Annotated in this window: 17 protein-coding genes and 1 tRNA gene; 10 read left to right on the forward strand and 8 right to left on the reverse strand. The window is 65.7% G+C overall.

Annotation, left to right across the window (positions count from 1 at the left end):
- The 4 genes from LDO41_RS03005 to LDO41_RS03020 all read left to right on the forward strand — a co-directional run bounded on the left by LDO41_RS03005 (nucleotide 1) and on the right by LDO41_RS03020 (nucleotide 5,287).
- On the forward strand, nucleotides 1-3,120 hold the full coding sequence (locus LDO41_RS03005) for an efflux RND transporter permease subunit (protein WP_223981655.1): 3,120 nt from the start codon (nucleotides 1-3) through the stop codon (nucleotides 3,118-3,120).
- A gap of 12 nt (nucleotides 3,121-3,132) precedes the next feature.
- Nucleotides 3,133-4,056 carry a LysR family transcriptional regulator gene (locus LDO41_RS03010; protein ID WP_223981657.1) on the forward strand — a complete coding sequence of 308 codons (924 nt, stop codon included), beginning with the start codon at nucleotides 3,133-3,135 and terminating at the stop codon, nucleotides 4,054-4,056.
- A gap of 87 nt (nucleotides 4,057-4,143) precedes the next feature.
- Nucleotides 4,144-4,575, forward strand: a complete 432-nt coding sequence (locus tag LDO41_RS03015) for a CidA/LrgA family protein (protein WP_223981660.1) — start codon at nucleotides 4,144-4,146, stop codon at nucleotides 4,573-4,575.
- A 1-nt stretch (nucleotide 4,576) separates the two neighbouring features.
- Nucleotides 4,577-5,287 carry an LrgB family protein gene (locus tag LDO41_RS03020; RefSeq protein WP_223981663.1) on the forward strand — a complete coding sequence of 237 codons (711 nt, stop codon included), beginning with the start codon at nucleotides 4,577-4,579 and terminating at the stop codon, nucleotides 5,285-5,287.
- Here LDO41_RS03020 and LDO41_RS03025 read toward each other — a convergent pair.
- The 7 genes from LDO41_RS03025 to LDO41_RS03055 form a co-directional block, all read right to left on the reverse strand.
- The gene (locus LDO41_RS03025) at nucleotides 5,284-5,694 is read right to left on the reverse strand and encodes a DUF3830 family protein (protein WP_223981666.1); all 411 of its coding nucleotides are present in this window, start codon (nucleotides 5,692-5,694) and stop codon (nucleotides 5,284-5,286) included. The genes LDO41_RS03020 and LDO41_RS03025 overlap by 4 nt on opposite strands.
- A gap of 55 nt (nucleotides 5,695-5,749) precedes the next feature.
- Entirely contained in the window at nucleotides 5,750-6,940 is a 1,191-nt protein-coding gene (locus tag LDO41_RS03030) for an amidase (RefSeq protein WP_223981669.1), read from the reverse strand.
- A 28-nt stretch (nucleotides 6,941-6,968) separates the two neighbouring features.
- Nucleotides 6,969-8,003, reverse strand: coding sequence for an ABC transporter ATP-binding protein (locus tag LDO41_RS03035; protein WP_223981672.1), 1,035 nt, complete (start codon nucleotides 8,001-8,003; stop codon nucleotides 6,969-6,971).
- A 15-nt stretch (nucleotides 8,004-8,018) separates the two neighbouring features.
- Nucleotides 8,019-9,098, reverse strand: a complete 1,080-nt coding sequence (locus LDO41_RS03040) for an ABC transporter ATP-binding protein (RefSeq protein ID WP_223981675.1) — start codon at nucleotides 9,096-9,098, stop codon at nucleotides 8,019-8,021.
- 2 nt (nucleotides 9,099-9,100) lie between these two features.
- Nucleotides 9,101-9,988 carry an ABC transporter permease gene (locus LDO41_RS03045; protein ID WP_223981677.1) on the reverse strand — a complete coding sequence of 296 codons (888 nt, stop codon included), beginning with the start codon at nucleotides 9,986-9,988 and terminating at the stop codon, nucleotides 9,101-9,103.
- A gap of 29 nt (nucleotides 9,989-10,017) precedes the next feature.
- Nucleotides 10,018-10,968, reverse strand: coding sequence for an ABC transporter permease (locus LDO41_RS03050; RefSeq protein WP_223981679.1), 951 nt, complete (start codon nucleotides 10,966-10,968; stop codon nucleotides 10,018-10,020).
- A 79-nt stretch (nucleotides 10,969-11,047) separates the two neighbouring features.
- Nucleotides 11,048-12,742, reverse strand: a complete 1,695-nt coding sequence (locus LDO41_RS03055; protein ID WP_223981681.1) for an ABC transporter substrate-binding protein — start codon at nucleotides 12,740-12,742, stop codon at nucleotides 11,048-11,050.
- Between the two features lie 145 nt (nucleotides 12,743-12,887).
- Between LDO41_RS03055 and LDO41_RS03060 the strand changes: the two genes are divergently transcribed.
- The gene (locus tag LDO41_RS03060; RefSeq protein ID WP_223981683.1) at nucleotides 12,888-14,135 is read left to right on the forward strand and encodes a Zn-dependent hydrolase; all 1,248 of its coding nucleotides are present in this window, start codon (nucleotides 12,888-12,890) and stop codon (nucleotides 14,133-14,135) included.
- 23 nt (nucleotides 14,136-14,158) lie between these two features.
- Here the strand turns inward: LDO41_RS03060 and LDO41_RS03065 are convergent, their stop codons facing one another.
- Entirely contained in the window at nucleotides 14,159-14,929 is a 771-nt protein-coding gene (locus LDO41_RS03065; protein WP_223981685.1) for an IclR family transcriptional regulator, read from the reverse strand.
- Nucleotides 14,930-15,167: 238 nt separating this feature from the next.
- On the opposite strand from LDO41_RS03065, the gene LDO41_RS03070 reads away from it, so the two are divergent.
- From LDO41_RS03070 to LDO41_RS03090, 5 genes are all read left to right on the forward strand, one after another.
- Nucleotides 15,168-15,872 (forward strand): GntR family transcriptional regulator, encoded by a 705-nt coding sequence (locus LDO41_RS03070; protein WP_223981686.1) that lies wholly within the window; start codon nucleotides 15,168-15,170, stop codon nucleotides 15,870-15,872.
- 32 nt (nucleotides 15,873-15,904) lie between these two features.
- Nucleotides 15,905-16,582, forward strand: a complete 678-nt coding sequence (locus tag LDO41_RS03075) for a DUF2848 domain-containing protein (protein ID WP_223981689.1) — start codon at nucleotides 15,905-15,907, stop codon at nucleotides 16,580-16,582.
- Nucleotides 16,583-16,660: 78 nt separating this feature from the next.
- Nucleotides 16,661-17,980, forward strand: a complete 1,320-nt coding sequence (locus tag LDO41_RS03080) for an amidase (RefSeq protein ID WP_223981691.1) — start codon at nucleotides 16,661-16,663, stop codon at nucleotides 17,978-17,980.
- A gap of 103 nt (nucleotides 17,981-18,083) precedes the next feature.
- Nucleotides 18,084-19,409: an MFS transporter gene (locus LDO41_RS03085; protein ID WP_223981693.1), complete on the forward strand. Its 1,326-nt coding sequence runs from the start codon at nucleotides 18,084-18,086 to the stop codon at nucleotides 19,407-19,409.
- A gap of 116 nt (nucleotides 19,410-19,525) precedes the next feature.
- Nucleotides 19,526-19,612, forward strand: a tRNA-Leu gene (locus LDO41_RS03090).
- Nucleotides 19,613-19,642: the final 30 nt, after the last annotated feature.

A 19,642-nucleotide genomic window follows, 5' to 3' on the forward strand; every position in this document is an offset into this window, starting at 1 on the left:
ATGGATCATTCCCGCTTCAATCTGTCGCGCTGGGCGCTCGAGCATCAGCCGCTGACGCGTTATCTGCTGGTGGTGCTGCTGATTGGCGGGCTGCTGGCGTTCTTCCGTCTCGGGCAGGACGAAGATCCGCCATTCACGTTCCGCGTGATGGTGGTGCAGGCGTTCTGGCCCGGTGCCACGGCCGAACAGATGGCCGTGCAGGTGACCGACAAGATCGAGCGGCAACTGCAGGAAGTCCCTTACGCCGACAAGATCCGCAGCTTCTCCAAGCCCGGCGAGACCACGATCATCTTCCAGCTGGCCGACGATTCGCCATCGAAGGACACCGCGCAGATCTGGTACACGGTGCGCAAGAAGATCGGCGATATCGTCCAGACGCTGCCGCAGGGCGTGCGCGGGCCTTACTTCAACGATGAATTCGGCGATGTGTACGGCTCCATCTACGCGTTATCGGCCGATGGCTTTACGTACAAGGAGTTGCGCGAGTACGCCGACCTCGTGCGTCAGGCGCTGCTGCGCGTGCCGGCGGTGGCCAAGGTCACGCTGCTGGGCCTGCAGGACGAGAAGGTCTATATCGAGTTCAATCAGGCACGCTTTGCGCAGCTAGGGCTCGATATCAATGCGATCGCCAACCAGATCACCGAGCAGAACAATCCCACCGGCAGCGGCGTGCTGATCACGCCGACCGACAACCTGCAGGTGCGGCTCACCGGCCAGTTCGCCGACGTCAAGGATCTCGAGGATCTGGTGCTGCGCGGGCCCAATGGCATTGCCAATATCCGGCTTGGCGATATCGCGCATGTCTATCGCGGCTATATCGATCCGCCCGCATCGCGCATGCGCTTCAATGGCAAGGATGTGATCGGGCTCGGCATCTCGATGGAGAAGGGCGGCGACATCATCGCGCTTGGCAAGGAGCTGCGGCGCGTGGTCGATGGCCTGCGCGGCCAGTTGCCGGTGGGTGTGGAGATGGATCAGGTGCAAGACCAGCCGCAGGCCGTCAAGCGCTCGGTCGGTGAGTTCGTGCATGTGCTGATCGAAGCCGTGGTGATCGTGCTCGGCGTCAGCTTTATCGCGCTGGGCCTGCATACGCGTCCGCTGCGACTCGATGTGCGCCCCGGTCTGGTGGTGGCGTTGACGATTCCGCTGGTGCTGGCGGTGACGTTCCTGTTTATGAACATCTTTGGCATCGGGCTGCACAAGATCTCGCTGGGCGCGTTGATCGTCGCGCTCGGGCTTCTTGTCGACGACGCGATCATCGCGGTGGAGATGATGGTGCGCAAGCTCGAGGAGGGTTTCTCCAAGATGGAGGCCGCCACCTTTGCGTACACGTCGACGGCCATGCCGATGCTGACGGGCACGCTGATCACGGCGGCGGGATTCCTGCCGGTGGGCCTCGCACGCTCGACGGTGGGCGAGTACACGTTCGCGATCTTTGCGGTGACAGCGCTGTCGCTGGTGATCTCGTGGTTCGCGGCGGTGTACTTCACGCCGTATCTCGGCTATCTGTTGCTGAAGACGCGTACCTCCGGCGCGGGGCATCACGAGGTGTTCGATACGCCGTTCTATGCGCGCTTTCGGCGCGCGGTCGATTGGTGCGTGACATGGCGCAAGACCGTGATCGCAATTACGCTGGCGGCGTTTGCGCTGGGTATCCTGGCCTTCAAGTTTGTCGAAACGCAGTTCTTTCCCGATTCGAGCCGGCCCGAGCTGATGGTCGAGTTGTGGATGCCCGAGGGCACGAGCTTCGCCAATATGGAGGCCGAGGCCAAGCGCTTCGAGGGCGCCATGCGGCAGGATCGCGATGTGGAGAGCCTGACCACGTTTGTTGGCACTGGAGCGCCGCGCTTCTATCTGCCGCTGGATCAGATCTTTCCGCAGAGCAACGTGGCGCAGGTGATCGTGATGCCGAAGCACGGCGAGAACAGCAAGGTGCGCGATGCGCTGCGCCAGCGTGTGGTGAAGGTGCTCGCGACACAGTTCCCGCAACTGCGCGGGCGCGTGAAGCTGCTGCCGAATGGGCCGCCGGTGGCGTATCCGGTGCAGTTCCGTGTGATCGGGCCCGATGCGGCGACGGTGCGCAAGCTCGCGGACCAGGTCAAGGCGGTCATGAATGACAACCCCAACACGTTGGGCGTCAATGACAACTGGAACGAGAACGTGAAGATGTTGCGTCTCGAGATCGACCAGGACAAGGCGCGCGCGCTGGGCGTGACCACCAATGCGATTGCGCGCGTGACGCAGACCGTGCTGACTGGCGTGGCGGTGGGGCAGTATCGCGATGCGGACAAGTTGATCGACATCGTGATGCGCGCGCCGATAAACGAGCGCGATGCGATGTCGGATCTGACCAATGTACTGGTGCCGACCAACACGGGGCGCGTGGTGCCGCTGACGCAGATTGCGCGCGTGACGCTGAAGTCCGAGCCGGGGGTGATCTGGCGCGAGAATCGCGACTTCGGCATTACGGTGCAGGCGGATGTGGTGGAGGGCATTCAGGGGCCGACCGTTACTGCGCAGATCAATCCGAAGCTGAATGCATTGCGGGCCAACCTGCCGCCGGGGTATCTGATTACGATTGCCGGCGCGGAGGAGGAGAGTGGCAAGGCGGGAGCGTCGATTGCCGCGCAGCTGCCGCTTTGTATCTTCCTGATCTTTACGCTGCTGATGCTTCAGTTGCACAGCTTCTCGCGCGCGGTGATGGTGTTTTTGACGGGGCCGCTTGGCTTGATTGGGGCGGCGGCGACGCTGCTGCTGCTGCATGCGCCGATGGGGTTTGTGGCGCAGCTTGGCATTACGGCGCTGCTGGGCATGATCATTCGTAACTCGGTGATTCTGGTCGATCAGATCGAGCAGGACATCGCGGCTGGCGCGGCGCCGTGGGATGCGATCGTCGAGTCGGCGGTGCGGCGGTTCCGGCCGATCATTCTCACTGCGGCGGCGGCCGTGCTGGCGATGATTCCGTTGTCGCGGTCATTGTTCTGGGGGCCCATGGCGGCGGCAATCATGGGTGGGCTGGTGATTGCGACGGTGTTGACGTTGTTGTTCCTGCCGGCGTTGTATGCGGCGTGGTTCCGGGTGAAGCGGCCGGAAGCGCATGCGGGCGTGATGGCGGGTTGACAGGAGAAGCGCATGCCGAGCCGGCCGCCGAAAGAGAACTGGGACGATTTTCGCTATTTCCTCGCGGTGGCGCGTACGGGTACGCTCAGTGCCGCCGCCGAGCAGCTCGGCACCGAGCACACCACCGTCGCGCGGCACGTGCAGTCGCTCGAGCGGGCGCTCGATAGCCGGCTGTTCCACAAGAGCAATGTTGGCTACGAGCTGACGGAAGCCGGTCACCGGCTGATGGAGGCCGCGCAGGGGATCGAGAGCGCGCTGGTGGCCACACGGGCGGTGGCCGATGGCGGGCAGGAGATTGTCGGTACCGTGCGCATTGGCGCGCCCGACGGCTTTGGCACCTATTTTCTGGCGCCGCGCATGCACAAGCTGCTCGAGAAGAACCCTCGCCTCGAGATCGAGCTGATTGCCGCGCCGCGGCTGTTCAGCCTGGCCAAGCGCGAAGCCGATATCGCCATCGGGCTCTCCAGCGCAGAGCATCTGCGCGTGGCTTCGCGCCGGCTGACCGAGTACGGCATGTACGTCTACGGCACCCGCGCCTACCTGAAGTCCGTGCCACCGATTCGAGACCAGCAGGATCTGGCCCGGCATCCGTTTATCGGCTATATGGAAGATCTGCTGTTCACGCCGGAGCTCAACTTTATGGGCGCCACCGTGGTGCCGCTGCATCCGCGCCTGCGTTCGTCGAACCTGCTCACGCAGGTGCATGCGACGCTCGCCGGCCGCAGCCTGTGCATCCTGCCGGCCTATGTCGCCGCCAACTTCCCTGAGCTCGTGCCTGTGCTGCCCGATCAGATAGAGGTTCAGGCCACGTTCCATATGCACGTCCACGTCGATCACCAGCGCGCGGCGCACGTGCGCGAGGTAGCGCGCTTTATCGCCGACGAGGTGGATGCCCACCGCGCAACGTTTCTCGGGCCGACCCGCAAACGACGCTGACCGGCAGTCGACCGTTGTGCAAATTTGCACAACGGGTGCGGAAACGTTGCCTTGGCGCCGCATGGATGCCGACCAATAATCGGCAACATGAAAACCGTTGCGCCCGACTCCCTCACACACCGCCTGGCCTCGCCGGCCCCGCTGCGCGTCGCCTTTCAGATCGCAATGATGATCGCGATCTGGTTCGCGGCGTCCGAACTCATGCGCGTAACGGGCATCTCTATGTCACCTGGCGTCGTGGGCCTGCTGGCCGTGCTGGGGCTGCTGTTGTCCGGCCGCGGCAATGTGCGGTGGTTTCGCGATGGCGCCAACTGGCTGCTCGGCGAGCTTGTGCTGTTCTTTATCCCATGCGTGGTGGCCGTGATGCAGTATGGCCAGTTGTTCCGCACGCAGGGCGTACAACTCGTGATCGCAGTGGTGGTGGGCACGGTACTCGTGATGGCCGCCACCGCGCTGGCCGTGCATCTGGGCTGCCGGCTTGAAAGATGGCTCGCCGCCCGACGCGGGGAGGCGTCTTGAGATGGCCGCGGACTCGCACGCCTATGCCGCCGCGTTCTGCATCGTATGGACGTGCGCGCTGTACTTCGCGCTCAAGCCGTTCTATCTGCGGCGCCCACGCATCTGGCTGTCCCCCGCGATCCTCGTGCCAACGCTGACCATCGGCCTGCTGCTGACCACCGATATCCCCTACGGCGATTACGTCGCGGACACGCACTGGCTGGTGTGGATGCTCGGCCCTGCCACCGTCGCGTTCGCGGTGCCGATCTACGAGCATCGCGCGATCGTGCGGCGTCACTGGCTGTCGCTGAGCCTTGGCGTGGTGGTGGGTATGCTGGTGGCGGTGGTCAGCGCGCGCGTGCTCGCGGGCCTGTTCCATTTCAGCCCTACGGTATCGAGCAGCCTGATGGCGCGCTCGATCTCCACGCCGTTCGCGATGGCCGTGGTCGAACAGACCGGCGGCTCGACGGAACTCGTGTCGCTCTTTACGGTGATCACGGGACTGGTCGGCATGATCGCCGGCGACGTCGTGCTCGGGTTGATGCATCTGTCGCCGGTGGCCAACGGCGCCTCGCTGGGGGCGTCGGCGCACGGCTTTGGCACCGTGCGCGCGCGTCAGCGTGGTTCGGAAGAGGGCGTGGTCGCCAGCCTGACGATGGTGCTCGCGGGCGTGTTGATGGTAGTGGTGGGCCCGCAGTTCACGCACGCGGTGCTGGCGGTGTTTCCTTACTAAGCCAGTTCGAACACGACGTCCTGCGCGCCTTCCCAGAGGACCTTGGTCCCCAGCGCGCGCAGATTCTCGCGGCCTTCGACGATCGTCAGGAAGTGGTTGCCCGCGAGCTGGCCCATCTTGCTGGCGAAGCAGCAGCTGCCGTAAGCGAGGATGATCTCGGTCTCGCTGTAGCCACCGGGATAGAACAGGATGTCGCCGACCGACGGATGGCTCGTGTGGTTCTCGAAGCCGACGCCGAGCTTGAACTCGCCCAGGGGAATCCAGCAGCCTTCGCCGCTCCAGCGCACATGGATCAGTTTCTGACGGTAAGGCAGCAGCTTCATGAACGCGGCCACGGTTTCGGGCGCGTCCGGGTTGGTTTCGGCAAAAAAGGTGTGGCCAGCGGCCGTGATGCGGATTGTCGTCATGAGTCAGAGTATGGGTGCTCCCTTCTCCCGATGGGAGAAGGGAAAACCTTAGGTTTCAGGCCCAGCTTGCCAGCAGCGTCTCCGCCACGGCGATCAGGCTGCGGTCGCTGCCTTTCGGACCCAGCAGCGAGATGCCATACGGGGCGCCCGCGCGGCCGGATAGCGGCAGGCTCAACTGCGGGAAGCCGGACAGCGGCGTCAGGCACAGCATATGCGCGGCGGCCATGCGGTAGTCCTCGAACAGCTCCATCGGCGAGGTGCGCAGCGGTGCGATATCGGGCATGGTCGGCAGCACCAGCACGCCATCGTTGCCAAGCAGGCGGCCCAGATGCGCGGTGAACTCGGCACGGATTCCGTTTGAGGTCTCGAACTGTTCGGCGCTCACCTGCTTGCTGAACGCGAAGCGGCCGGCCACGTCGGAGCCGAGCTCCAGGCCATATTGCTCGATCAGTTCGCCCGAGGACTGCCATGCTTCCCAGCCCTGCACGTAGCGGAACGCCCAGTAGAGATCCGACAGCGGCCGGTCCGCCACCGTCACCGGCGTGCCCTGGCCGAGCAACGCTTCCATGCGCGCGATCGTGGGTGCCAGCGCGGCGCGCGCTTCGTCGGTCGGCAGCGGCATCAGGTCGCTGGCGATCAGCACGCGCGGCTTGGCTGGCAGCGGCGTGGCGTCGCTACCCAGCAATACGTCCGCCACGCGCGCGAACGTGCCGATATCGCGCGTGAAGAAGCCGCATGTGTCGAGCGTCTCGCAGAGCGGTTGACACAGCTCCAGCGAGATACGGCCATGCGAGGGGCGAATGCCGAAGAGCCCGCAATGGCTGGCGGGCGCGCGCACCGAGCCGCCGGTATCGGTGCCGAGCGCGAAGTCGCACAGGCCGTTCGAGACTGCCGACGCCGAACCCGACGACGAGCCGCCGGTGATGCGATCGGGCGCACCGCCGTTATACGGGCTGCCGTAGTGAAAGTTCTTGCCGTTCATCGAGAATGCCATCTCGTCGGTATGGCTCTTGCCGATGAACTTCGCGCCGGCATCCAGCAATTTCTGCACGGTGGGGGCGGTCGAGGTCTTGATGCCCGAGCGCGCGAGCACATGCGGGTTGCCACCGCCGGTCGGGTAGCCCGCCACGTCGAACAGGTCCTTGGCCGCGAACGTCAGGCCCGCGAGCGGACCCTCCGGTGCGTTGGGGACGGCGACGTCGGGGTAGGGCATAAACGCGCGGGCGGGATGAGTGGCAAAAGTCATGACAGATGAATCCTCTCTGTGGTGGCAATCATGCGGCGGCGGGTGCCGCGGCCGCCGCCGGTTCGGAAACCAGCACGCAGCTGACGCGGTGGCCATTGCCGAGCGACACGGCGCGCGGCACGTCGGTCAAACATTCCGGCCGCGCATGCGCGCAGCGCGGCGCGAACGTGCAACCCGGCGGCAGCGCGGACAGATCGGGCGGCGCGCCGCCGATCGTCTCCAGCCGCTCGCCGCGGGCCATGCCGTGTTGACGGCTTTTCAGCAGCGCATTGGTGTACGGATGACGCGCGTCGCGCATCAGCGTGCGGATCGGCCCTTCCTCGACGATGCGGCCACCGTACATCACGGCGACGCGATCGGCAATCTCGACGGCCGCGCCGATATCGTGCGTAACGAAAACGATCGACAGGCCCAGTTCGCGCTGCAGTTCGCGCATCAGGATCAGCACCTGGATCTGCACGGTGGCGTCGAGCGCGGTGGTTGGCTCGTCCGCCAGCAGGATTTTTGGCTGTGCGGACAACGCCAGCGCGATCATCGCGCGCTGGCGCATCCCGCCCGACATCTCATGCGGATAGGCCGCGAGCCGACGCTCGGGGCTCGGAATGCGCACGGACTCGAGCGCCTTCAGTGCGCGCGCCTGCGCTTCGGCCTTTGTCACCTTGGCATGCGTGCGAATGCATTCGACGATCTGCTGGCCCACGGTGTAGACCGGGTCCAGCGCCAGCAGCGGCTCCTGAAACACCATCGCCACCTTGCCGCCGCGCAGTCGCGACAACGTACGCTTGTCCATCGTCAACACGTCGGCGCCATCCACGCGGATTTCACCGCGCATGCGTGTGCGGCGTGGTGGATGCAACCGCATCATCGCGCGCAGCGTCACGCTCTTGCCGGAGCCCGATTCGCCGATCAACGCCAGCGATTCGCCGGCGCCAACTTCGAGCGATACGCCGTTGACGGCCTGAATGGTCTTGCCGCCGCCATGAAAACTCACATACAGGTCGCGCACGGCAACCACGGGATCGCTCACGCCAGCAGCGGTGGGGATATGTTCGGATTCGGTCATCGTCTGTCCTCCCATTCAGGGCGTGGCCGCATGCAGGCCGGGCGTCATGCGACGCAGCGGCAGCGAGTGGCCGCCGTCGGGCATGGCCATCAGGCACGATACGGGGTGGCCCGCGAGCGCATCAGTCAGCGCGGGCGCGCGGCGTTCGCACACGGGCTCGGCGCGCGCGCAGCGCGGATGGAAGCTGCAACCCGACGGCGGGTTGATCGGGTTGGGCGGATCGCCGGCCAGCGGCGCGGCCATCGTGCGATGGTCGGGGTCCATCGACGGCATCGACGCCAGCAGCGCGCGCGTGTAGGGGTGCGCGGGATTGGCGTAGATCGACTCGGTATCGCCCACTTCGACCACCTTGCCGAGGTACATCACCATCACGCGATCGCACAGATAGCGGATGACGTTGAGGTCGTGGCTGATAAACACATAGGTGAGGTCGAACTCGGCCTTGAGGTCGAGCAGCAGGTTCAGCACCTGCGCTTCCACCGACTTGTCGAGCGCGGACACCGCTTCATCGAGGATCACGAGGCGCGGCCGCAGCGCGAGTGCGCGGGCAATGTTCACGCGCTGGCGCTGGCCGCCCGACAGTTCGTGCGGATAGCGTCCGGCAAAGCGCGCGGGCGCCAGGCCCACACGCTCCAGCAGATAGCGCGCGCGTTCGGTGGACTCGCGCGCGCTCACGCCATGCACGCGCGGCGTAAAGGCGATCGACTCCTCGATGGTCAGGCGCGGGTTCAGCGACGAGTAGCTGTCCTGAAACACCATCTGCACCTGGCTGCGGAACGCCTTCATCGGCAACTGCGCCGAGCCCACGCCCTGCGCGTCGAAGATCAGTTCGCCACTGTCCTGCGCGGTCAGCTGCATCAGCAGCCGCGCGGTGGTGGATTTGCCGCAGCCCGATTCGCCAACGACGCCGAGCGTCTCGCCCTTGAGCACATCGAAGCTCACGCCATCGACGGCGCGCACCTCGCCGGCACGGCGAAATGGGATGGCGGACTTGAGCGGGAAATGCTTGACGAGGTCGCGCGCGATGACCAGCGGCTGGGCGGGGCCACCGACATCACGGGTGGCGACCGCAGCGGCTTCCAGAGTGTCGTTCATGTTCAGTCCTTGATTTCCATGGCCGAGCGGATGCCATCGGCCAGCAGGTTGAAGGAGATCGACGTCAGGAAGATCATGGCGCCAGGCAGCGCGGCCACCCACGGTTGCGTGTAGATGGCGGTGCGCAGCGTATTGAGCATCAGGCCCCATTCGGGTTCGGGGGGCTTTACGCCGAGGCCGAGGAACGACAGGCCCGAGGCCAGGATCATCGAGACCGAGATCAGGCTGGTGGCATAGACAAAGATCGGGCCGAGCACGTTGTTGAGCACGTGCGCGCGCACGATGGACAGCGACGACGCGCCCGAGGCGCGTGCGGCATCGACGAATTCACGCGCCCGTACCTGCGTGGTCACGCTTTCCGCCACGCGCACGATCTGCGGCACGAACACGATGGTCAGCGAGAGCAGCGCATTGCCGACGCCCGCGCCAAGCGTGCCCGACAGCGCGATGGCCAGCAGTACCGACGGAAACGCGTAGAGGACGTCGGTCAGGCGCATGATCACGGTGTTGGTCAGGCCGCCCGCAAAGCCCGCGATGATGCCGAGCGCGCTGCCGATGACGAATGCCAGCAGCACCGGCGTAATGCCCATGAACAGCGACAGCCGCGCGCCGAGCATCAGTCGCGACAGCATATCGCGGCCCAGCTCGTCGGTGCCGAGTGGAAAGTGCTCGGTACCGATCGGCTTGAGCCGCTTGAGGATCGACGCGGCATACGGATCGCTCGGCATCAGCTGCGGCGCGAACAGCGCCATGACGACTAGTGCGATCAGGATCAGCGCGGCCAGCATCGCCAGCTTGTTGCGCAGCAGGCGGCGGCCGACGGTGGCCCAGTATCCGGGGGAGCGCTGCACGGCAAGCGGTGCCGTGCGTTTGTCGAGGGTCAGGTCCATGAGGCTCTCCGCGAGTCGGATAAAAACAATCAGTTGCGCTCGATGCGCGGATCGAACAGCGTCTGCAGCGCGTCCACCAGCAGGTTCAGCAGCACGAAGAACACCGCGAGCACGAGGATCGTGCCTTGCAGCAGCGGAAAGTCGCGCTGGAAGATCGCCGAGTTCAGCAGGAAGCCGGTGCCCGGCCACGAGAACACGGTTTCGATCAGGATCGAGCCGCCGAGCAGGTAGCCCAACTGCAGGCCCATCACCGACAGCGCGGTCGGCGCCACGTTCTTGACCACATGGCGGAATACCGCGAGGTCCGACAGGCCGCGCGCGCGCAGGCCGATGATGAACTCGTTGGAGAGAATCTCCGCCACCAGCGCGCGGATCGTGCGCGCGACGATGCCCATCGGGATGACCGACATCGTGATCGCGGGCAGCAGCATGTATTGGAAGTGTTCCCAGTCCCACGCCCAGTCGCCGGAGCCACCCGGGCCCGCGCCGGTCGCGGGCAGCCAGCCGAGCATCACCGAGAACGCGATCACCAGCACCATGCCGAGCCAGTAGTGCGGAATGCTGACGCCGAGCACGGACAGGAACGAGGCGATGCGATCGGACACCGAGTCGCGCAGGTAGCCGGCGACGAAGCCGAACAGGCAACCGAATGTAAAGCCGATCAGCGTGGCCACCGAAGCCAGGCGGATCGAATTGATCACGGCCTTGGAGACCTCGCTCATCACCGGCCGGTTGGTCGCGATCGACGTGCCGAGGTCGCCGTGCAGCGCGCGCACCAGCCAATGGAGAAATTGTTCGAGAAAGGGCTTATCGAAGCCGTAGAGCGCGGTGAGCTGGCGGCGCAGGTCTTCCGACGCATCGGGCGGCAGCACCGACACGAGCGGGTCACCGGGCGCGATATGGACCAGCGAGAAGCACAGCAGTGCCACGCCGAGCAGGATCGGCAGCGCGTAGAGAAGGCGGCGGAGCAGATAGATCATCGTGGGGCCTGGTCGGGCATATCGTTATAGGTGTTGCGCCCCTCTCCGTGGCGGGAGAGGGGCAGGGGGTGCGGCAGGGTCAATCCATCGACATCGTCGCGATATCGATAAACCAGCTTTGCGGCTGCACCACGCCCTTGACCTTCTTCGAGATCGCGCGCGGGCCGACATCATGCGCGATCAGCACGAACGGCGACTCCTCGACGATGCGCGCGTGCAGCTTGGCCAGCGCGGCATCGCGACCCTTCTCGTCGAACGAGGTGCGTGCGTTCTCGATCAGCTTGTCGAACTCGGCGTTACCGAAGTAGCCCCAGTTGTTCGAGACCGGCGGTTGGGTCTTGGTGCTGACAAAGCGGACCATCGCGAAGAACGGGTCCATTGCCGCGAAGCTCACGTTGATGGCGTTGGCGCCGTGCGCGCTGGGGTCCTTAGCGCCAATGCGCCAGTTCGTGAACAGCGTGTTCCACTCCACGACGTCGAAGTCCACGTCGAAGAAGCACTCCTTGAGGTTCTGCTGCACGTACTCGTTCATCGGCAGCGGCTGCATCTGGCCCGAGCCCGATGCCGACACCTGTACCTTGACCTTGACCGGCTTGGCGGCCGAGTAGCCGGCCTCCGTCATCAGCTTGCGCGCGGCGTTCGGGTCGTACTTGATGTCGAACTTCGGGTTGCCCCACCACGGGTTGCCCGCCTCGACGATGCCCTTGGCCTCGGCCATATAGCCGCCCAGCAGCGTCTTGAGGCCCGAGCGGTTCACGCACAGGTTGGCGGCTTCGCGCACGCGCTTGTCGAGCCACGGCGAGTTCGGCGCGAACGACAGCTGCCACGGCCACATATGCGGCTGGGCGTTGGCGTAGACCTCGAAGCCGCGGCTCTTGATCTGGGCGATGGCGTCAGGCGCCGGTGCCTCGATCCAGTCCACCTGGCCCGACAGCAGGGCGGCGGTGCGCGCGTTGGCTTCCGGCATCGGCACCATCACGACCTTGTCGATCTTCGGTACGCGCTTCGGATCCCAGTAGCTGGCGTTCTTCGCGAGTTCCAGGCGCTCGCGCGGCACGAAGCGCGTCATCTTGAACGGGCCCGTGCCCGAGGCGTCGGCCGCGAAGGCCACCCATGCCTGCTTGCTGCGCTCGGCCGCGTCGGTCACCGACGCCGGCACGGCGGCGAGCTTCTTGTCCCATTGCGCGGGGGAAGCCATGAACAGGTTGGTGAGGTTGTACGGCAGGAACGAGTCCGGCTCCGACGTCACGAGTTCCACGGTCAGGTCGTCGATCTTCTTCGCGCTACGCAGCGTGGGCATGCGCGAGGCGGTCACGCCGACCTGGCTCGGGTCGAACTGCTTGGCGGTCTTGTCGAGTACCTTGTTCACGTTCCACACCACGGCATCGGCGTTGAACGCGGAGCCGTCGTGGAACTTCACGCCGGGACGCAGCTTGAACGTCCACTTGGTCTTGTCCTTGTCGTCGACTTTCCACTCGGTGGCGAGGCCCGCCACCAGCAGGCTCGGGCCGTTGCTTTTGGACAGGTCCCACGCGGTGAGGCCGTCGTACATCGGGATACCCGTGAACCGGTTACCTTCGAAGCCCTGATCGGGCTGCCCGAGCGTGCGCGGGATATCGGCGGCGGTCATGCCGATGCGCAGCGTCTTCTCCGCGGCCATGGCGGCACCGGGCAGCGCGAGCACGGAAAAGGCGAGGGCGGCTGCCGTCGTGGCTACGATCGAGCGAATACCGAAGGGGAAACCTTTTGCGTGGGAGGACGAGTGGTGGTTCACAGGCAGAGCTCCTTGAGGGTGGGGAAGGGCGTGCCTTGGAGCTAGCAAGTCATGTGCCACCGTGCGCTGGGTCGCTTGTTTTCAGATGGTCTGCTTCTTGCTGACTGCGAACCCACACTCGCACTCATCGACACAGAGAACTCACATGGACACGCTTCACACCCCCCGCATCAACGGCGCACGACTGTGGCAATCGCTGATGGACCTCGGCGCGCTCGGCGCCACGCCCAAGGGCGGCGTCTGCCGCATCGCGTTGACCGAAGAGGACAAGCTCGGCCGCGATCTGGTGGTGCGCTGGTGCCGCGAGGCGGGCCTCGACGTGCGCGTCGACGAGATCGGCAATGTGTTTGCGCGTCGCGCGGGCAGCGATCCGACCGCGCGCGCGGTGGCCACCGGCAGCCACATCGACACGCAGCCATCGGGCGGCAAGTTCGACGGCAACTTCGGTGTGCTGGCCGGGCTCGAGGTCATGCGCACGCTCAATGATCTGGGCGTGGTCACGCGCGCGCCGCTCGAGGTCGCGATCTGGACCAACGAGGAAGGCACGCGCTTTACGCCCGTGATGATGGGCTCGGGCGTGTTCGCCGGCGTGTTCGAGGCGGGCTTCGCGTGCGAGCAGGCCGACCGTGCCGGCGTCACCGTGGGCGCGGCACTCGACGCAATCGGCTATCGCGGCGCGCAGCCAGCTGGCGAGGTCCCGGGCGGCATGTTTGCCGCGTATTTCGAGGCCCATATCGAGCAGGGTCCGGTGCTGGAGGCCGCGGGCCTGCCGATCGGCGTGGTTTCAGGCGCGCTGGGGCAGCAGTGGTACGACGTGGTGGTCACCGGCCAGGACGCGCACGCCGGCCCCACGCCACTGGCCCTGCGCCACGACGCGATGCTGGCCACGGCGCGCATGATCGAAGCCGTCAACCGCATCGCGCGCGATGAGGCCCCCCACGGCCGCGGCACGGTCGGCTACGTCGAGGTCACGCCCAATTCGCGCAATGTGATTCCGGGGCGTGTGGACTTTGCGGTGGACTTTCGCAACCTGTCGCAGGACGGGCTCGACCGCATGGACGCGGCCATGCGCGCGGCGTTCGCGGGCATCGCCGATGCGGCGGCCGTGCAGGTGGAAATCCGTCAGGTGGTGAAGTTCGAACCGTGCGTGTTTGCGGCGGAATGCGTGAACGCGGTCCGCCGCGCCGCGGACCTGCTGGGCTTGCCCAACATGGAAGTGGTCAGCGGCGCGGGCCACGACGCGGTGTACGTCGCGCAGCGCGCGCCCACGGGCATGATCTTCGTGCCGTGCAAGGACGGCATCAGCCACAACGAGCTGGAGGACGCGCTACCGGAACACATCGAGGCCGGCGCCAACGTGCTGCTGCAGGCGATGCTGAGCGTGGCCGGCTAACTGGCTGAGGGGGCGCTGCCCCCTCAATGTCCAATCGACCGAGAAATCGCCCACGCACACTCCACCACCAACGGCCCCAGCTTCCGCTGCGCCTCCTCCATCGTCCACCGGCTCACCGGTGGCGACACATGCACCGCCCCCACCGCAATCCCCTGGCTGTTCACGATCGGTGCCCCCACGCCCATATCGCCAAGAAACAGCTCCTCCTCATTGCAGGCATACCCCACCGTGCGACACGCCGCCACGCGCGTGAAGATCGCATCCACGTCAGTCAACGTAGCCGGCGTGCGCGCCGCGCGCGCGGAGCGCTCGAGCATCTCGCGCGCCTGCGCATCAGGCAGCGTGCTCAGATACGCGCGGCCCGAGCTCGTGCAGTACATCGGAATCCGCATCCCCACCGGCGTCAGCACTGGCATATGTTTGGCGGTCATCAACTGCGCAACGTAGACCATATCGAGCCCCACCGGCTCAGTGAGATTGGCCGTCTCCCCGCTGGCATTCGCGAGCTGCGACAAATAGGGGCTGGCAATCGGGATCAGCGAATCGGCGGCAAGGTAGTTGTAGCCGATCTCCATCACCTTCGGCGTCAGGCGGAAACGCCGTGTCTGCGGATGCTTGTCGACGTAGCCAAGCTGCTCCAGCGTATGCACGGTCCGCTGCGCGGAGCTTTTGGTCATGCCGGTCAGCGTCGCGAGTTCCCCGAGCGTGAGCGTGCGATGGACGGCGGTGAACGCGCGCAATGCCTCCAGGCCTTTTTCGAGCGATTGGTTGAACAACGGATCGGGCGAGACCATGAGAATCAATGAAAGGGTTGAGCGAGCACCATCGTCGTGACAGCTGCACCACGATGAGCGTGTATTGCACCAAGATATGCATGTATCGATCATCGATACGAACGTAACGCGCCAATGATACCGGCTCTGCGAGTGCAATAACAAAATTTGGCGTAAACCCTAATAAATCAGCGTCTTGCGTACAGTGAAATATCACACTAGTATCACAACAACTTAAGTCATCCCGACAGCGATATTCATGACGCGATCCATCCGACTTGTGGCCAACGACCCCGCAGACGAACCTCGCCTGCCGCTGACGCCCGCGCAAAGCGGCGCGGCGCTGCGCGAGCAGGCGTACTTCGAGATCAAGCGCCGCATCATCGCGTGCGAGTTCCGCCCCGGCGAGCCGCTCAACGAGGCGCAGGTCGCCACGTTGCTCAATATCGGCCGCACGCCGGTCCATCAGGCGCTGCACCGGCTCGAGGTGGAAGGGCTGGTCCAGATCCTGCCGCGCAAGGGCATCCTCGTCACGCCGCTGTCGCTGAACGACGTGCTCGACATGATCGAAGTCCGCGCGACCAACGAGGTGCTGTGCGCCACGCTGGCCTGCGAGCGTGGGCACGACAGCGACTTCAAGGCTATGCGCGATATCGTGGACCGCTCGCCGGACCTGATCGCGCGCCGCGACATCCCCGCGCTGGCCTCGCTGGACCTCAAATTCCATACCGCCATGTCGGCCGCCTCGCGCAATCGCGTGCTGGCCGACCTGCTGCGCAGCCTGCACGAGAAGCAGGCGCGCTTCTGGTTCCTCTCGCTGTCCGACCCGCAGCACCTCGAGAACGTCTACCAGGAACACCTGGAGATCGTGGACGGGCTCGAACGCCGGGACATCCCGGCCGTGCGCGAGGCCATCCGCGAACACATCGACGAATTCCGGAAGAACATCATCCGGACACTCTGAAGCCTCAACTCTCTCGCAACAGGATTTACGCAATGCCGACACTGCAATTCCAGGTAGCCGGCGGGGGCCCGCTCGCCCTCGACATCGAACGACTGATCATCGCCGGCTGGACCGGTCGCGACGCCGACGCGGTGCAGCACCACATCAAGGAACTCCAGGACATCGGCGTCAAGCCGCCGTCGACCGTGCCGTGCTTCTACCCGCTGGCCGCCTCGCTGCTGACCACCAGCGATGTCCTCGAAGTGCCGCGCGACGACTCGTCGGGCGAGACCGAATTCGTGCTGCTGCAAAGCCAGGACGCGCTGTATATCGGTATCGGCTCCGACCATACCGATCGCAAGGTCGAGGCGTACGACGTCACGGTCTCGAAGCAGATGTGCGGCAAGCCCGTGGGTCGCGAAGTGTGGCGCTTCGACGAGGTGGCCGATCACTGGGACAGCCTCGAAATGCGCTGCTGGCGCGTGCGCGACGGCGACCGCGCGCTGTATCAGGAAGGCAAGGTCACGCGACTGCTCGACCCGCGCGATCTGGTGCAACGCCTGACCGGCGAAGACGCGCTGCCCCCGGGCACGGCGATGTTCTGCGGCACGCAGGCCGTGATCGGCGAACTGGGCCACGGCGAAGCCTTCGAGGTGGAGCTGCATGATCCGGTGCGCAATCGCACGCTGCGTCACGCGTATCGCGTGGAGAGCCTCGCCGTCGCGCCTTAAGCGACACGCCAGCACACGGCACACCGAAGCTACACAGGGCTCGATCAGGGAACCCACACGGAACCACACAGGAACGACATGGACCACACGTCAACGATCGCCGCGCTCGCGGCCGAACTCGCGGCTGGCCGTACCAGCAGCGTCGCACTGACCGAAGCCGCGCTCGCGCGCATCGCGCGGCATCAGCAGGCCGGCGGCACCGCCTTTATGCAGGTGGATGCCGAGGGCGCGCTGGCCGCGGCCCGCGCGGCCGATCAGGCGCGCGTGGCGGGCCTCGTAGCTTCGCCGCTGGCAGGCCTGCCGGTCTCGATCAAGGATCTGTTCGACGTGCGGGGCCAGGTCACGCATTCGGGCTCGAAGGCGCTGACCGGTGCGCCCGCCACCGCTGACGCGACGGCCGTGGCGCGCCTGCGTGCCGCTGGCGCGGTGCTGATCGGCCGTACCAATATGAGCGAGTTCGCGTTCTCGGGTCTCGGTCTCAATCCGCACTACGGTACGCCGCGCACGCCGCTCGACCCCGAGCGCATCGCCGGCGGCTCCACTTCGGGCGGCGCAGTGAGCGTGGCCGAGGGCATGGCCGTGGCCGCGCTCGGCACCGACACCGGTGGTTCCATCCGCATCCCGTCCGCGTTCTGCGGCCTGACCGGCTTCAAGCCTACCGCGCGGCGTGTGCCGCTCGACGGCGCGGTGCCGCTGTCGACATCGCTCGACTCGGCCGGCCCGCTCGCGCGGTCGGTGGCCTGCTGCGCGGCCGTCGATGCGGTGCTGTCGGGCGAAACGCTCGACACGCGGCCGGCAACGCTGGCCGGCCTGCGCCTGTACGTGACGCGCGATTTCGTGTTCGACGGCGTCGATGACGACGTGGCCAAGGCCTTCGACGCTACGGTCGCCAAGCTGTCGTCGCTGGGCGCGCAGATCGTGCCGTTCGACTTCGCGGCGCTGCGCAAGCTGCCTGAGATCAACGCGGCCGGTGGCCTGACCGCAGCGGAAGCATGGACGTGGCATCGCACGTTGCTGGCAGAGCGTGGCGATCAGTACGACCCGCGTGTGGCCATGCGTATCCGTCGCGGCGAGAAGCTCAGCGCCACCGACTATATCGAGCTGCTGGCCGCGCGTCGCGCGATGCAGGCCGAGGCGGCTTACCTTTTGCGCGACGCCGACGCATGGCTGATGCCGTCCGTCGCGATCCGCCCGCCGCGCGTCGATGCGCTGCAGACCGACGAGGCGTTCTTCGCCACGAACGGCCTCGTGCTGCGCAACGCCAGCGTGATCAACTTCCTCGACGGTTGCGCCGCCTCGCTGCCGCTGGGGCAGGGCATTGGTCTGGGCGTGTGCGGCCTGCATGGGCAGGATGCACGCGTGCTGCAGGTGGCTGGCGCCATCGAGGCCGCGCTGTAAACAGTCGTTCCCGCAACGCTCCAGCACAGCGTTCGCCATCTATCGCCCGAGGGCTGCGCCAACGTAGCGCAGCCCCGTGTACCACAGCCAAGGAGTAGAACCGATGTCTTCCACGTTAGCCGGCGCCCCGGGCGTCGTCGAAGGGTTGCCGCCCGCCGAACTTACCCGGCAGCGCAACGATGCGTACCGCAAGATCACGCTGCGCCTGATTCCGTTCCTCGTCTTTCTGTTCATCCTCGCGTGGATCGACCGCGTCAACGTCGGTTTCGCCAAGCTCCAGATGCTGCAGGACCTGCAGTTCAGCGAGGCCGTCTATGGCTTCGGCGCGGGCATCTTCTTCATCGGCTACTTTCTGTTCGAAGTGCCGAGCAACCTGCTGCTCGAAAAGATCGGCGCGCGCAAGACGCTCGCGCGCATCACCATCCTGTGGGGCCTGGCCTCGATGGCGATGATCTACGTCAGCACGCCCATGCAGTTCTACGCGCTGCGCTTTCTGCTCGGCATCTTTGAAGCGGGCTTTTTCCCGGGCGTGGTGCTGTACCTCACGTACTGGTTCCCGGCCGAGCGCCGCGCGCGCATCAACGGGTTGTTTATGACGTCGTTCGCGATCGCGGGCGTGATCGGCGGCCCGCTGGCTGGCTTCATCATGACCACGATGGACAATGTCGATGGCCTCGCCAACTGGCAATGGCTGTTCGTGATCGAGGGCATTCCGTCGGTGCTCGCGGGTATCGCGGTGCTGATGTACCTGCCGGAGAAGCCGGTCAACGCGAAGTGGCTGTCGCCCGCGGAGCAGGCCCTGGTCACGCGCGACGTGGAAGCCGAGGCACGCGATCCGGGCAAGCATTCGTCGCTGCGCGATGCGTTTGCCAACTCGCGGGTGTGGATCTGCGCGGCCATCTACTTCTGCGTGGTCAGCGGCAACGCGACCATCGCGTTCTGGTCGCCGTCGATCATCAAGGAGCTCGGCGTCAAGGGCAACCTGCAGATCGGCCTGATCTCGGCGATTCCGTTTATCGCTGGCACCATTGCCATGGTGCTCAACGGCATCCACTCGGACCGCACGGGCGAACGTCGCATGCATGTCGCGCTGGCCACGCTGCTGGCCGCCGTGGGCCTGACGCTGACTGGCATGTTCCTGCAAAGCGCGACGCTGGCGCTGTGCGCGCTGACCATCGCCTCGATCGGCATCCTGGCCGCATTCCCGGTGTTCTGGTCGCTGCCGTCGGCGTTCCTGGCCGGCACCGCGGCAGCGGGCGGCATCGCGCTGATCAACTCGATCGGCAATCTGGCTGGCTTCGTCGCGCCGTACATGATCGGCTGGTTCAAGACCACCACGGGCCAACTGTCCTCGGGCCTGTATTTCGTGGCCGCGCTGGAGGCCTGCGCGACGGTGCTGGTGCTCGCGTTTATCCGCGTGAAACGCTGAGCCACAAGCCTAAGCAACAGTGATCGGGGAGGGGGGCTGGATTCCCCTCCCGCGTTGCGCTACAATCCGCAGCCTTGTTTTGCGGCGATGCAATACGCCACAACGACATAAGGACCGCGAGGGTGGCGAAATTGGTAGACGCACCAGGTTTAGGTCCTGACGCCAGCAATGGTGTAGGGGTTCGAGTCCCCTCCCTCGCACCAAATCCTTCCTGCATTCCCGTCTTTTGCCGC

It is taken from the genome of Cupriavidus pampae, assembly GCF_914271485.1.
GTDB classification, from domain to species: Bacteria; Pseudomonadota; Gammaproteobacteria; order Burkholderiales; family Burkholderiaceae; genus Cupriavidus; species Cupriavidus pampae.

Excerpts from the sequence above, each read along its gene's own strand:
- LDO41_RS03025 (WP_223981666.1), bottom strand. The coding sequence starts at position 5,694 with ATGACGACAATCCGCATCACGGCCGCTGGCCACACCTTTTTTGCCGAA.
- LDO41_RS03040 (WP_223981675.1), bottom strand. The coding sequence starts at position 9,098 with ATGAACGACACTCTGGAAGCCGCTGCGGTCGCCACCCGTGATGTCGGT.
- LDO41_RS03010 (WP_223981657.1), top strand. The coding sequence starts at position 3,133 with ATGCCGAGCCGGCCGCCGAAAGAGAACTGGGACGATTTTCGCTATTTC.
- LDO41_RS03085 (WP_223981693.1), top strand. The coding sequence starts at position 18,084 with ATGTCTTCCACGTTAGCCGGCGCCCCGGGCGTCGTCGAAGGGTTGCCG.
- LDO41_RS03015 (WP_223981660.1), top strand. The coding sequence starts at position 4,144 with ATGAAAACCGTTGCGCCCGACTCCCTCACACACCGCCTGGCCTCGCCG.
- LDO41_RS03030 (WP_223981669.1), bottom strand. The coding sequence starts at position 6,940 with ATGACTTTTGCCACTCATCCCGCCCGCGCGTTTATGCCCTACCCCGAC.
- LDO41_RS03075 (WP_223981689.1), top strand. The coding sequence starts at position 15,905 with ATGCCGACACTGCAATTCCAGGTAGCCGGCGGGGGCCCGCTCGCCCTC.
- LDO41_RS03070 (WP_223981686.1), top strand. The coding sequence starts at position 15,168 with ATGACGCGATCCATCCGACTTGTGGCCAACGACCCCGCAGACGAACCT.
- LDO41_RS03035 (WP_223981672.1), bottom strand. The coding sequence starts at position 8,003 with ATGACCGAATCCGAACATATCCCCACCGCTGCTGGCGTGAGCGATCCC.
- LDO41_RS03020 (WP_223981663.1), top strand. The coding sequence starts at position 4,577 with ATGGCCGCGGACTCGCACGCCTATGCCGCCGCGTTCTGCATCGTATGG.
- LDO41_RS03005 (WP_223981655.1), top strand. The coding sequence starts at position 1 with ATGGATCATTCCCGCTTCAATCTGTCGCGCTGGGCGCTCGAGCATCAG.
- LDO41_RS03060 (WP_223981683.1), top strand. The coding sequence starts at position 12,888 with ATGGACACGCTTCACACCCCCCGCATCAACGGCGCACGACTGTGGCAA.
- LDO41_RS03045 (WP_223981677.1), bottom strand. The coding sequence starts at position 9,988 with ATGGACCTGACCCTCGACAAACGCACGGCACCGCTTGCCGTGCAGCGC.
- LDO41_RS03065 (WP_223981685.1), bottom strand. The coding sequence starts at position 14,929 with ATGGTCTCGCCCGATCCGTTGTTCAACCAATCGCTCGAAAAAGGCCTG.
- LDO41_RS03050 (WP_223981679.1), bottom strand. The coding sequence starts at position 10,968 with ATGATCTATCTGCTCCGCCGCCTTCTCTACGCGCTGCCGATCCTGCTC.
- LDO41_RS03080 (WP_223981691.1), top strand. The coding sequence starts at position 16,661 with ATGGACCACACGTCAACGATCGCCGCGCTCGCGGCCGAACTCGCGGCT.